This window comes from Klebsiella sp. RHBSTW-00484 (assembly GCF_013705725.1).
Classification (GTDB): Bacteria; Pseudomonadota; Gammaproteobacteria; order Enterobacterales; family Enterobacteriaceae; genus Klebsiella.
Genome location: NZ_CP055481.1, coordinates 3,490,075 through 3,503,119, shown reverse-complemented (window position 1 = coordinate 3,503,119; position 13,045 = coordinate 3,490,075). Strand labels below are relative to the sequence as shown.

At 47.7% G+C, this 13,045-nt stretch carries 17 protein-coding genes; 14 read left to right on the top strand and 3 right to left on the bottom strand.

The annotated features are described in order from the left end of the window. The 4 genes from HV213_RS16690 (at window position 1) to HV213_RS16675 (ending at window position 2,564) form a co-directional block, all read left to right on the top strand. Window positions 1–795 (top strand): ParB/RepB/Spo0J family partition protein, encoded by a 795-nt coding sequence (locus tag HV213_RS16690; RefSeq protein ID WP_181482558.1) that lies wholly within the window; start codon window positions 1–3, stop codon window positions 793–795. Beyond that, complete coding sequence (locus HV213_RS16685) at window positions 788–1,054, top strand: DUF977 family protein (protein ID WP_181482557.1); 267 nt, start codon at window positions 788–790, stop codon at window positions 1,052–1,054. Before HV213_RS16690 ends, HV213_RS16685 begins: the two co-directional genes overlap by 8 nt. Next, the gene (locus tag HV213_RS16680) at window positions 1,051–1,254 is read left to right on the top strand and encodes a hypothetical protein (RefSeq protein ID WP_181482556.1); all 204 of its coding nucleotides are present in this window, start codon (window positions 1,051–1,053) and stop codon (window positions 1,252–1,254) included. Before HV213_RS16685 ends, HV213_RS16680 begins: the two co-directional genes overlap by 4 nt. Before the next feature lie 155 nt (window positions 1,255–1,409). Continuing rightward, window positions 1,410–2,564, top strand: coding sequence for a DNA cytosine methyltransferase (locus HV213_RS16675; RefSeq protein WP_181482555.1), 1,155 nt, complete (start codon window positions 1,410–1,412; stop codon window positions 2,562–2,564). Here the strand turns inward: HV213_RS16675 and HV213_RS16670 are convergent. After that, entirely contained in the window at window positions 2,532–3,521 is a 990-nt protein-coding gene (locus HV213_RS16670; protein WP_181482554.1) for an O-methyltransferase, read from the bottom strand. The two genes, HV213_RS16675 and HV213_RS16670, sit on opposite strands and share 33 nt — an antisense overlap. Continuing rightward, a complete protein-coding gene (locus tag HV213_RS16665) occupies window positions 3,521–4,912 on the bottom strand; it encodes an ATP-binding protein (RefSeq protein ID WP_181482553.1) in 1,392 nt (463 codons plus the stop codon). Before HV213_RS16665 ends, HV213_RS16670 begins: the two co-directional genes overlap by 1 nt. A gap of 320 nt (window positions 4,913–5,232) precedes the next feature. On the opposite strand from HV213_RS16665, the gene HV213_RS16660 reads away from it, so the two are divergent. The 4 genes from HV213_RS16660 to HV213_RS16645 all read left to right on the top strand — a co-directional run bounded on the left by HV213_RS16660 (window position 5,233) and on the right by HV213_RS16645 (window position 8,056). Continuing rightward, window positions 5,233–5,466 carry a DinI-like family protein gene (locus HV213_RS16660; protein WP_181482552.1) on the top strand — a complete coding sequence of 78 codons (234 nt, stop codon included), beginning with the start codon at window positions 5,233–5,235 and terminating at the stop codon, window positions 5,464–5,466. Between the two features lie 342 nt (window positions 5,467–5,808). Beyond that, entirely contained in the window at window positions 5,809–6,201 is a 393-nt protein-coding gene (locus HV213_RS16655; RefSeq protein ID WP_181482551.1) for a LexA family protein, read from the top strand. Between the two features lie 199 nt (window positions 6,202–6,400). Beyond that, complete coding sequence (locus HV213_RS16650; protein WP_181482550.1) at window positions 6,401–7,438, top strand: DUF968 domain-containing protein; 1,038 nt, start codon at window positions 6,401–6,403, stop codon at window positions 7,436–7,438. Between the two features lie 12 nt (window positions 7,439–7,450). After that, window positions 7,451–8,056, top strand: coding sequence for a hypothetical protein (locus HV213_RS16645; protein ID WP_181482549.1), 606 nt, complete (start codon window positions 7,451–7,453; stop codon window positions 8,054–8,056). Window positions 8,057–8,383: 327 nt separating this feature from the next. On the opposite strand, the gene HV213_RS16640 is transcribed toward HV213_RS16645, so the two are convergent. Further along, a protein-coding gene (locus HV213_RS16640) for an IS3 family transposase (RefSeq protein WP_181482548.1) occupies window positions 8,384–9,504 on the bottom strand; the annotation gives its coding sequence in 2 pieces (ribosomal slippage) (window positions 8,384–9,246 and window positions 9,246–9,504; 1,122 coding nt in all). A gap of 808 nt (window positions 9,505–10,312) precedes the next feature. On the opposite strand from HV213_RS16640, the gene HV213_RS16635 reads away from it, so the two are divergent. Genes HV213_RS16635 through HV213_RS16610 form a run of 6 tightly spaced genes read left to right on the top strand, consistent with a single transcriptional unit; the run spans window position 10,313 to window position 12,745 of the window. Beyond that, complete coding sequence (locus tag HV213_RS16635; RefSeq protein WP_181482547.1) at window positions 10,313–10,561, top strand: phage holin; 249 nt, start codon at window positions 10,313–10,315, stop codon at window positions 10,559–10,561. Between the two features lies 1 nt (window position 10,562). Further along, a complete protein-coding gene (locus tag HV213_RS16630) occupies window positions 10,563–11,102 on the top strand; it encodes a lysozyme (protein ID WP_181482546.1) in 540 nt (179 codons plus the stop codon). A 35-nt stretch (window positions 11,103–11,137) separates the two neighbouring features. After that, window positions 11,138–11,611 carry a DUF2514 domain-containing protein gene (locus tag HV213_RS16625; RefSeq protein ID WP_181486440.1) on the top strand — a complete coding sequence of 158 codons (474 nt, stop codon included), beginning with the start codon at window positions 11,138–11,140 and terminating at the stop codon, window positions 11,609–11,611. Window positions 11,612–11,649: 38 nt separating this feature from the next. Further along, a complete protein-coding gene (locus tag HV213_RS16620; RefSeq protein ID WP_181482545.1) occupies window positions 11,650–12,012 on the top strand; it encodes an HNH endonuclease in 363 nt (120 codons plus the stop codon). Continuing rightward, the gene (locus HV213_RS16615) at window positions 11,973–12,299 is read left to right on the top strand and encodes a hypothetical protein (RefSeq protein ID WP_228288544.1); all 327 of its coding nucleotides are present in this window, start codon (window positions 11,973–11,975) and stop codon (window positions 12,297–12,299) included. Before HV213_RS16620 ends, HV213_RS16615 begins: the two co-directional genes overlap by 40 nt. Before the next feature lie 2 nt (window positions 12,300–12,301). Continuing rightward, entirely contained in the window at window positions 12,302–12,745 is a 444-nt protein-coding gene (locus HV213_RS16610) for a hypothetical protein (protein ID WP_181482543.1), read from the top strand. The last annotated feature ends 300 nt before the right edge of the window (window positions 12,746–13,045 follow it).

Sequence of the window (13,045 nt, the reverse complement as noted above, 5' to 3'; positions counted from 1 at the left end):
ATGGCTAAAAATTCAATCGACGCATACGGCGCTAGCGGCAAAAGCAACGTTCTGTTTTTCGAACCGGAAAATCTGCATTTGGTAACCGATACATCACACCCGCTATATGACGAGCGGGTACACCTACCGCTGAATGAATCGGTGATCCTCAACATCATGGAACTCGGTGTAATCGAACCCATTATCGTGTGGAAAGACCCAGAGTCTGGAAAAACGAGCGTGGTGGCAGGGCGGCAGCGAGTGAAGAACGCCACAGAGGCAAACACCAGGCGTAAGCGAGAAGGGCTGGAGCCTTGGCCGGTCCCTGGTATTGCTAAGCGCGGATCTGCAATTCAAATGGCCAAATATATGGTCAGTGAAAACGAGATAACTCAGCCAGATACCCCCCTGGGTCGGGCTAAAAAAATGGTTCAGCAGATGGAATACGGGCATGACGAAAGTGATATTGCTTTGCTTTTCGGCTGTAGCGTTAAAACCGTCCAGTCGACCGTAGCGCTCCTGGATGCCACACACGCCGTTCAGGCTGCTGTTGAATCCGGGAAAGTAACGGTCACGCAAGCGCGCCAGCTCGTCGATATGCCTCCAGAGCAGCAGCGGGAGACAGTCAAGCAGCTTGAAGCGGTAGCAGAGGGAGTTTCGGGACATGAGAAATCGCGCCGGCAGCGCCAGATTCTCGGGGGCGAAAAGCTGAGGCTAAAAACCCGCAAGGAAATTACAAAAGCCCTTGAAGGCGCCAGCGGCGATTACGCCGACGCGCTGCGTTGGGTGTTGGGGGAGGAGCCTAACCATGGCTAACAAATCGCGTGAACAACAACAGGCGAGCGTTCAGAAAATTATCGAGTTGACACTGACGAAAGGCCGACTGACGGTGAAAGAGGCCTGCTCCGAGCTTCATATGTGCCGTGACTCAGTTGGTAAACATTTCCGTGCTGCTGCGAATTCCGGAAAGGTCATTCGCTATGGGCGACTTGGATTATTCCGAGACCAACGGGCAACCATCGATTTTGACCTCAACAGATTTAGTTATCGGAAGAACTCAGGAGTAACCAAATGAGCATCGTTAAAACCCATACCGGTACCGTGATAACGAAAGATGGCCCACAGCAAAAGCTTCTGCATGAAACCCCATCGGTGTGGGTCGTTGGGAAAACCGAGTGCTATCACAAAGGCACCGAAAAACGTCGTTTTGCGGAGCAAATGCGCCGTCAGCTTCTGCTGGACTTAATTAAACCGATCGCAGAGACCAACAAATGATAGAACAATGAGGGCCAAATGCCATCGAAAGGTTAAAAATTATGAGATGCCCTGTTGGGAAAGGATAAACATACATCAAGCTATCTCATAGGGTTAAACCAAAAAGAATAGTTGTGTTAGAATACTGAAAAATCTTTAAGAGAAGTTTTAACTGTATGAATGTAATAGATTTATTTTCTGGTGTCGGAGGGCTAAGCCTTGGAGCTGCTCGTGCTGGGTTTGATGTTAAAATGGCTGTTGAAATTGATCCGCATGCAATAGAAACTCATGCAATTAATTTCCCTACTAGCTTGCACATCCAAGAAGATGTTTCTTTGCTAAATGCGGATATAATTAAGGGACTTCTTAAAGATGATATTTCTATAGATGGCATTATTGGTGGCCCACCGTGCCAAGGATTTAGTTCTATCGGGAAAGGAAATCCTGATGATAGTAGGAATCAACTCTATATGCACTTTTATCGTCTGGTTTCAGAGTTGCAGCCATTATTTTTTTTGGCAGAAAATGTCCCAGGTATTATGCAAGATAAGTATTCCGAAATTAGAAACAAAGCGTTTAGTATGGTAAGCGATGATTATAATATTCTCGAGCCCATCAAGGTAAAAGCATCCGACTACGGTGCTCCAACTGTACGGACTAGATATTTTTTCATCGGTGTAAGAAAAACGTTAAAACTTGATATGTCATATGAAATGTTTATGCCTAAAATGGTTACTCAAGTTACTGTAAAAGATGCTTTGCATGGATTACCAGACATCATCGATGCTACCTGGCAATCTGAATCTGAGAGTTGGAGGCCGATTCTAAAAGATAGAAAAGGTGTTTTTTACGAAAAACTTTGGGGGCAAATACCACCTAATGTTGGCGATAAGGAATCAATCGCTAAGTTAAAAAAGAATATAATATCTGGATGTACAGGAACACTACACAGCTCAGTAGTCCAAGATCGCTATGGTGCCTTATCTTTTGGGGAGACAGATAAAATTTCTAGGTCTACCCGATTAGATCCAGATGGTTTTTGTCCAACACTAAGGGCTGGAACTGCAAGTGATAAAGGTAGTTTTCAAGCAGTTAGACCTATTCATCCTCATTATGCAAGGGTGATTACTCCTAGAGAAGCTGCAAGATTACAAGGTTTTCCAGATTGGTTTCGTTTCCACAGAACCAAATGGCATAGTTTCAGACAAATAGGGAACAGTGTGTCACCATTAGTTGCCGAATACATATTAAAGGGGCTGTACAACGAATTGAATAATAACGGAGTACAGCCCGAATATTTAAACCATAATTCTTTGGAAGTTAGGGTATAATCTATAATATTTAAAATAGTTATCTCTTTCGTTTTCATTTAACGAAAACTCTTCAGCAGCTGCCTGGTAGGCTTCTTGATCAGGCAGTTTACTATCTAAATTTATTTTTTCCTTAATTGTTAGCGTTGGTATGGCTATTTCTTGAACGTCTTCCCAATTGGCAGAGAAAAATTTCCAAGTAGAAAAGTTACATGCTTCGGACAACTCAGAATATTCTGGTTCCGAGGCGAAGAATCCTGAGATTGTCAACATTGTGTGGCTACCATCATTATATTGATTTAATGATAATGGATAGTATTGAAGTTTATCCTTACGTCCAGAAAGTCCTCGTTCGATTGCTGATCTAAATGCGTTCGTAATAATTCGTGTCAAGAGAGCTTTAATTTTACTGTCCGAGAGATCTGTATTCAGTATTTGAAGGTTGAAGTCAAGGTACTTCTTCCCAAGGAATGATTTTAATGACTGTATGAAAGCTTCTTTAAAATCATCTAGACTTTCTCCAACCCTCCGCTGATAGTAAGAACCGGGGTTTATGGGAAAGGTGACCTTCAAAATGTCGAGTGAACTTACTTTAGTACTTAGAAGTTGAATATCATCTAGGTCATTTTGTATTCCTTTGGGAGATGCATAATCTAACCAAGTTATTGAAGGTTTAGAAAAATTATAATCAAGGATAAAGTCGTGAGCTGATATTAGTTTACAATCAATACAATTATAAGGTAGATTATATTTCTGTCTGATATGAGTTGACGCCTGTTCTTCGAGCGAAATCATATCAGAGAGGGCTACTCGGTTATGCATGATCCTAAAATCCTCAAGCATTGGACCGCCAAAACCTATATATGTATATTCTTGAATATTTAATCTTTTGGCTAATAGACTTAGGCTTTCAAGGAAAATTTCTCTATCAATTGATTTATTATGTCTTAGATGATAGGGGATATATTGTCCAGACATCACTTCACCTCTTCAATCACGGAATCAAAGCACTCCATCCCTACATCAGAAGGGCTTGCATCATCATGCCCAAAGAAGTATCTAGATAAAATTTTTACGTCTTCTTTTTCTCGTGTAAAGATTATTCGTACAGTCGTGTTTTTTTTCACTGGTGTAGGTAGTTTCGGTGTATATCGCCATTCATTTTTGTTTCTATTAGGATTTGACCAGTTATTTTTCTTTTCTTCAGCGACTGACTCCGGATCAACTTCAAATAGAGTTTGAGCTTCATATAATTGAGCTGATTTAAGCAGTTTCTTCCCTTCTTCAAGGTGTTCGCCTTTCCATTGGTTGGTAAAGCGAATGAAATGCATCATACCTTCAATCATTTTATTACGTACGTCATTGTACAACGTGGAGCTAAGGTCAACACCTCGTTTTGTAGTTGTTATTGGTAGTTTTTCAGGATTCTTACTAGTAAATCGAACAACACCTGAAATTGCTATAAATTGTGTATGGAACCTTGGTACATTCGCAAAGCCCCATCCAGTTAGATGGGTTTTATCACAATATAACACAACGCGGTCATTGCAAATGATAGTCCAACCCGCGTCATCAGAGCTTCTTTTTTCTAACGCATCATCATTTTCATCTTCTAAATTTTTATAGAATCCAACAATCAAGTCAACATCAACATCATCTATTTTAGCTTTATATATATATGGCTCGATTTGTGTGTTGTCGGTTATAATATTTATAGGGTTGTGTTCAACGACAATACCATTTAATTCAATGTTAAATCCTTTTTGAATGATGAAAGATAATGAATGTTTTATTTGCAAGAATAGATCGCTAAGATATGTGCTTTCGCTAAATTTTTGTGCCACATTAGAATGAAGTTTTTTTATTTTTATAGTTGTGCCAGTTGGTGCGCTTTTATCAAAATCGCTCTCGTGCATAGGTATTTTCCAGCCATCACCATCTATCCAATCAGGTGTTATACCCACAGAGAATGCTCCATCTGGATTATTAGATTGTATCGAGCAATCTCTACCCATTTTAAATATGGCTCTTTTCATTCCTATACCATAAACACCAACTGTACCTTCATTTTCTTCTTCTTTTTGATGAGGGCGCCCCATTTTAAAAGCATATTCTCGGAAGCTTTTAGGGATGCCTCCACAATTGTCTTCGATTATAAATTCATCTTTATTGATTGTAAGTTTTGCATAAAAACCTTTATATGGCTTCAATACATTTTGTTGGTCTTTTTTAGTACGCAAAGCTCCATCTACACAATTGTCGAGGAGATCAAGAATGGCATCGTTAAGTTCAATATCCCTAGTCAGCATGCTTACAAAAAATCTTTTACTAGGACTAAAGTCTGCTGTTGGCGTTGTTTTTTCAGTCATAATTTTCTCGCTATGTGCGTCGCAAAATAAATGCATAAGTGTAAATTTTTGATTTTAAGCACTTCTCATGTGAAGTCAACGAGTTACTAAAGAAAGTGCAAGATAACTAACTAATTGTTTTTGCTAAAATAGTTTGGTTTTTTGAGGGTATAATACATAATTTCAGCTATTTGAACAAAAAAACAGCGTAGGGGACAACATGCTGCAAAAACTTCAGATGCCTGTTGCATTGCCCTAACGAAACTTACCTGCAAAGGGTTGAAAATTCGTGCTTATCGATATACTGTTTATTCATACAGTATATCGATATCGAGGTTACTATGAGAGTTGAAATCACAATCGACCGCAAGAAGCCACTGCCTGATGGTGTTGAGCTTGCGCTGGAAGTGGAATTGCTGCGGCGGTTAAGCCAAAAATACGAGAAATGCAAATTATCAGTTCGTCGCGCAGGGGCTGACGGATTGAGTGTTTTGGGCGGTATTGACGGCGATAGAGAAACGATAGAAGAGATCCTACAGGAAACGTGGGAAAGCGCCGACGACTGGTTTTATTGAGTTTCAGCGCGGCGATTGACCGGGTTTTTTGAGAGGATTTTGTAGTGGGCGAAAAACAAAAAATGCCGAACACCGGCTATGTAGTAATTAGGTGCGATGATGGGGTTATCGTTGCCCGCCTCAGGTCGTTTCCGGTATGTGATCGCGCTTTGATGTACCGTCGTGGTGATACAATTTCGTTTATGCCACTACAGCAAGATGAGATAGTGGGGACTCTCTCGTTATTTGCGCAAATGATAGAAAAGGCGAAGTCTGGAGTTGGTTACCAGGTTCCGCCGGGTTCTGTTACACTCCCGTCATAGGCCTGAACAACCTATACCTGCTGCGCCACGGAGAGAAACCATGGCGCATACCATCGCAAAACCAGAATCAAATCAGACCGGCAGTCATAACGACAACGCTGGTTTTTCGTCATTCCAGAAACTGACCCCACGCCAGCAGGAGGTGTTTGATCTCCTCGTTGCGTTCATCACAAAACACGGTTACCCGCCTACGGCCAGAGAGCTGTCAGATCTGATTGGCGCTGCGTCTCCGAACGCGGCCGCTGAACACCTTCGCGCATTGCGCAGAAAAGGGGTCATCACCATCGCCCCTAATATGTCCCGCGGTATTTCTATCGTCGGTCATAAAGAGCCATCGCTCGCCGTGCAACTGCTGCAGGAAATGGTTCATAACGAACCGGGGGCACGCGAACGTGCCATTGAGTTCATCCGACTGTATGAGGCCCAGCTATGAAGCGAAGCTGGTTTCAGCACACAGGTTTGACGGAGTCGCAGGCACTGGAGCTGGTGGCGCGCTACCGAAAGGCGAACTACCAGGTAGAGAAGTGCCTATCCCGTGATTTTGTATTGTGGGAGGTTAGCGTGTTTTTACCCGAGTCAGAAAAGGAGCCCCGCGCGGACAAAACCTTCTTACAGAAAATGTGGAGGGACTGATGCGGGCGTTGCTAAACGTAGATATTGCCCGGCATCTTGGCATCGTACTCCTGAAGCCTGGGAGTGAGCTAATGAGGATTTTCGGCAAGGGACGTGTGCTGGTTGAAATGCCGCCGGCGGAAATGGATTCAATGCCATCTGGTTGTGTCCCAGACGCCCGGCAACCGTTAGCAGAGGATTCCAGCCTGCATGTGTTCTTTTCCGATGAACGTGTGATTCTTGCTGCTGGTGGATTGCCGGCGTTGGAACGGTGGCTGTTGCTTCGGGTGAAGAAGTGCCAGTACCCTCATTCCGAATATCACCATAACGAGATGGTAACGATGCGGCACCCGCCTGGCGCGCTGCTGGTGTGCTGGCACTGTGACAATAAGCTGCGGGAGCAGGCGACTCCAGAGCTCGGGGCGCTGGCGCTTCGCAATGTGGCAGACTGGGTAATAGACACTGTGCTGATCGGGCTCGGTTATAACAAAGAGCGCTCTCTTTCAATCGCAGAGTTGTGCTGGTGGGCAGTTCAGTCTGGTATAGCTGATGCTATTACGGAGACGCTGGCGCAGCGTGGGTTACGGTTACCTGATGAGCCATTCCTGTCTGTATATAAAGAAAGCGATATTGTTCCGTCCATACCGGCCACCAGCATTCTTGCTGAGCGAGTGACATCATTACCGCCAGCCTCTACTGCATTGACCCCATCACCGCCAAGGCCTGTTTTAAGTGTGAAGGTTGTCCCTGAAGCGCCAGCAACTTTTTTTGCGCGGCCTAAGCGAATCCGCTGGGAATCACTTCATTTTCTCGCGTGGGTAAAAACTCAGCCATGTATGTGCTGCGGCCAGCCTGCTGATGATGCCCATCACCTTATTGGCTGGGGGCAGGGCGGCGTTGGTACAAAAGCCCACGATATTTTTACAATCCCGCTTTGCCGAAAACATCACCGACAGCTGCATGAAAATCCACGGGCATTCGAACGTGAATACGGTACCCAGCCGGTGCTGATTATTAAATTGCTGGACCGGGCTTATGCGCTCGGCGTTCTGGCGTAAGGAGAAGACAGAATGACACCACGTCAGCGCCGCCTGCACAATGCAGGATTAGAAACCATCGCTGCCGCCCCGCGCAAAAGCTGGCTGGGCAAATGTATGTTACTGAATGGCATTCAGTCATCCTGGATTAAATCGCTTCTTACAACATGGGGGGAAGGTATACGAGGCGGTACTTCTCCCCGGATGCCAAGAGAGCATGCCTGCTGGAATGTCCTGAGGGGTGGGCGCTGGTCAGATAAAGCACTGGAACGCTTTACTGTAGCGCTGACTCAGGCCAGGTCTGAGGGGTTTCAGGGACCACAGGCGTTGAAGCGTGCCCACGCGATTTTATGGCCACAGATACCTGTCAGTGTCATTGATACTGCTTTGCATAATGATGATGTCGATTTTGTTGAGGAATCAGTTCTTCAGGCATTTGAAACAAACGATCCGGTTTATGTTGTAGGACTTCACTATTACACCACACGAAAGAAAATCTCTGATATCACCAGGGAGGTTAGGACTGTTGCGCCGTGGCTCACTGATGGTGAGGCAAGGAAGCGCGTGCGCTGGTGTTTGGAGATATTCAGAGCGAAGGTCTTTTTGTCATCCCGTAAACTATTGGCGGAAGAGGAGTAAGAGTGATTTTAGCTATTAGTGCTATTTTTCGGGGTTGGTATTGAAAACGGGCCAGAAATTTAGATAATCCATTCATGCTTGGCAGAGCTGCGCCACTTGGCAGCGGTAAAAAGCGACAATTTGATTATAACGAGAACCCCGCCAGCGCGGGGTTTTTGCTTTCCGGCGATACGACAGGGGTATTCGCGAGATGCATTGCATCAGTACCCCTGTCACATCGTCGTATTGCAAATGAAAACTAACAAGCCTTGGTATTCGCCGGGGCTTTGTTTTTTCTGCAATCCAGTTAGGGCTCTAGTGACCTGCCCCCAGGATTAGATACAACGCTCACTTAGTAATGTCGGATCCTTCACTATCAGAATTACCCTTTCTCCAGCCCGCCGCAAACTCAGACGGCGTCTGATAATTCAGCGTGGAGTGCGGGCGGCACTCGTTATAATCCTGACGCCATTCACTGATGGTTTTCCTGGCATGGCTGACGTTGCTGAACCAGTGTTCATTCAGGCATTCATCGCGAAAGCGTCCGTTAAAACTCTCAATAAATCCGTTCTGTGTCGGCTTGCCGGGCTGAATGAGCCGTAGCTCCACGCCATGCTCAAAGGCCCATTGATCGAGCGCGCGGCAGGTAAACTCCGGGCCCTGATCGGTTCTTATCGTCGCCGGATAGCCACGAAACAGCGCAATGCTGTCCAGAATACGCGTGACCTGCACGCCTGAAATCCCGAAGGCAACGGTGACCGTCAGGCACTCCTTCGTGAAGTCATCCACGCAGGTCAGGCACTTGATCCTGCGACCGGTGGCCAGCGCATCCATGACAAAATCCATCGACCAGGTCAGATTCGGCGCTGCCGGGCGGAGCAGCGGCAGACGTTCTGTTGCCAGCCCTTTACGACGACGTCTGCGTTTTACGCCGAGTCCACTCAGATGGTAGAGCCGGTATACTCGCTTGTGATTAACATGAAGCCCTTCGCGGCGCAGCAGCTGCCAGATGCGGCGGTAACCAAAACGCCTGCGCTCCAGCGCCAGTTCGGTGATGCGCCCGGATAAATGCGCATCCGATGCCGGACGCTGCGCTTCGTAACGGCAGGTCGACAGGGACAAACCTGTCAGCCTGCAGGCACGACGTTGCGACAGACCGGTCGCATCACACATCAACACCACGGCTTCGCGCTTCTGGTCTGTCGTCAGTACTTTCGGCCCAGGGCCACCTGAAGCGCCTCCTTATCCAGCATGGCTTCGGCCAGCAGCTTCTTGAGTCGTGCGTTCTCTTCCTCAAGCGACTTCAGGCGCTTAACCTCGGGCACCTCCATGCCGCCATACTTTTTACGCCAGGTGTAAAACGTGGCATCGGAAATAGCGTGCTTGCGGCAGAGTTCCCGGGCGGATACCCCGGCTTCAGCCTCGCGGAGAATACTGATGATCTGTTGGTCGGAAAAACGCTTCTTCATGGGGGTGTCCTCATGTGGCTTATGAAGACATTACTAACATCGGGGTGTACTAATCAACGGGGAGCAGGTCACTGGGCAGAGCCATAGTAATGCTTAAAGAAAGCGGTCAGCCAATAACAGAGCAGACCTTGCAGTTTATGCTTCAGATTCATAATGAACAGACAAAGGATCTTTATTTGACGAAAATCTACACAACAGCCAAGAGAGTTATTGAATAGCAAATTGACCGGTGCTGAAGTGCAGAACGCAAGATGTTGACATGTGCTGAAATGGCTGGTTAATTAAAGCGCGTGGTGAATCCCCCTGTGCGGAGGGGCGGAAACAGCTTAAATGGAATCCTTATGATTCACTCGGACCGCAAGTCATGGTAGCTGACCAAAGGCTTACTGAGAGGCACTCAGCACCACACCCAATATAAAAATAATGATAGCTGGAAGGCCCGCTTCGGTGGGCCTTCTCTTTGGGCGAAAAAAAAGCCCGCTCAGAATGCGGGCCACCAAAAAAAGCGGTGATATGAGTTGATTAATGGCAGGGCTGCAGCTTTACATCCCGGCTCTGGAAGTTTATCGGCTCATCTACCAATTGTAAATTAACACCCAAACCACAGGGCTGCGCATTTGCGTGGCCTTTTTCATTTGTGCCGCCAGAACGTCACTCACTCTGTGTTTTGTCGTAAATCCATCTGACGGCCATTCCATATCACATAAGGTTCGCGGGGAATGAACTGGAGGCGTTCTTGCTAATCCAGCTCGTGGAGCCGACCCCTTTCAAACACACAGCGCCATCCGTATATCGGAGGTGAGAGACTATGAAAATGCCTGACAAAATATTTTCGGCGGCCTCGTACTGCACGTCAGGCAGCCTGATATGTACCGGATTGGCACAAACCTATGACTGGTTTCACGGGCTGGACTGGAATTTTATTGCACTGGCCAGCGGTGTGATAATCGGCGTCGCGACATACCTGACCAATCTGTATTACAAGCGCCGCTGGACGAAGATGTATCAGCAGTCCCTCGACCGTGGATACGGTGGTCAACCACCGCAGGATAGCTAACATGGCCAATCTGAAAACAAAACTCAGTGCGGCAATGCTGGCGCTGATTGCTGCTGGCGCATCAGCACCGGTGCTGTTTGATCAATTCATTAGCGAGAAAGAAGGTAATGCGCTGGTGGCAGTAGTTGATCCCGGCGGTGTGTGGTCATTGTGCCACGGGGTTACGGTCATCGATGGCAAGTCCGTCGTTAAGGGACAAAGAGCAACCGAGGAGCTGTGTAAGCAGGTAAACGCCATCGAGCGGGACAAGGCTCTGGCTTGGGTAAACCGGAATATTAAGGTTTCGCTTACCGCTCCGCAGAAAGTGGGTATCGCATCATTTTGTCCTTACAACATCGGCCCCGGTAAATGTTTCCCCTCCACATTCTATAAGCGCATAAATGCCGATGATCGTAAGGGCGCATGCGAAGCCATTCGCTGGTGGATCAAAGACGGTGGCCGTGATTGCCGCCTGACCAAAGGCCAGAAGAATGGCTGTTACGGTCAGGTCGAAAGGAGAGATCAGGAAAGTGCGCTGACGTGCTGGGGGTTAGGCCAGTGAATTCAAACTACCTAAAACCCACGATTGCGGTTGTGATGCTAGCCGGCTCCTTTATCGCTGGTTCAGCCTGGAGCGATCGGGCATGGGAAAAGCAGTGGGCGGAACGTGATAGTGCCGAATTGGCGCAGGATGTGAACGCGCAAACCGCGGCGCGGATTATTGAACAGGGGCGTCTGATCGCCCGCGATGAGGCCATAAAAGATGCTCAAGTCAAAACCGCTGCAGCACACGCTGCTGTCGCTAATCTCTCTGGCACTGTTAATCAGCTGCGCCAGCAGGCAAAAAACCTTGCCACCCGCCTGGACGCCGCAAGCCACACCGCAAGTCTTGCCGCTACCGTCAGAAGCAAAACAACTGACGCCACCGCGGGAGTGCTTGCCAACATGCTTGGAGACATTGCAGAAGAAGCTCGACGGTATGCTGCAATCGCTGACGAACGCTACGCAGCCGGAATAGTATGCGAGCAAATTTATCAATCGGTGAAGGATTCTATCCCCACTAAAGGATAAATAAATGAATATCCTCTTCTGAGGATAAGAGAGGATTCATGCCGCCACGAGCAAAGCGCCCTTGCCGTCATAAAGGGTGCGCTGCTATTACAAACAACGCCAGCGGTTACTGTGAAGTCCACCAGCAGGAACATGCCGGTGAAGGCTGGCGAAACTACCAACCAGGAAAGAGCCGGCAGGAGCGCGGTTATGGCCGAGTCTGGGAGATCATCCGCCCAAGAATATTCCAGCGAGACAAACACCTTTGCCAGAACTGTCGGCGCCACGGCATCGCCACGAAAGCCGCTAGCGTCGACCACATCCTCCCGAAAGCTCACGGCGGTACCGATGACGATTCCAACCTAGAATCGTTGTGCTGGCCATGCCACAGAAAGAAAACCGCAACAGAGAGAACACGATGAAGAATCTTAAAATTGAATACGTTGATGGACAGCTCGTCACCGTTGAGGTCGAGGGTGTGTCGATGCTCAATGTAGGATTATCGGGCCTGAACTTCAGTCACTTCCTGGGTAAAGAACCACATCTTAAATTTGAGGTAGGCGGTGAATCCCCCAATGGACTGGATCCCGTTCAGCCGCAATCAGCGGGGCAAGAGAAAGAAGGAGAACTACTGGCCGCATCACCACCTAATGCACCGCACGCCCGCTCACCTCGCAGCAAAAACCGCAATCGTAACCGGAGCCATTAATTATGTTCAGTCGTGATGATTTGACCATCTCGATGTATTACGCATCGTCTACTGATTCCGAATCGGGGAACAAGCTGGCTACGATGACCGTCGAGGTCCGTGATACCAGTCCTATTGCCGATCTGGTCCTGATGACGCAGTTGCAGTGCGTGACCGACAAGGCAAAAAAGAAAACGTACTCCGTAGGCAAGCAAAGCATTGCCAATGGCTCTGATCCCCTGCTGATTGCGATTGAGCAATACTGGCGGACGGGCCCGGAAACGCTTGTTAAAGACCTGCTGGCAGAGGTCATGGAATTTATCTCGGGCAGTGTCGGGCAGGAAACGACCTGGGTCGGCCAGTACGGGCTGAAGGTTTTCGAGAACAGGGCGCTGGCCGAGCGTCTGCCTGAGAGCGTATTACAGGCTGATGGTGGCGCAGCAGCACCAGCGCCAACTGAATCCTGACGGCAGGCATTACAACAGGCGTTCATAGAGCGCCTGTGATAATGCTGAGTCTTTAAATGGAGGTAATGATGGCTTACATCCGCTGCACCTATTGCGGCTCACCGCTCCATACATACGCCAACTGCCCGAAAACATGGGGAGGTTCATCGCGTCGCGCCAATCTGCGCTGCAGTTATTGTGGCCGGTCCGGGCATAACTCGAATGCATGCCCGCACAATGCCAGCAGTGGCCGTCGCCGCAACCTGAATGACGACTTTACTCTCGACTGAACCGGTACCACGATGGCGGCGGGTGTGATTA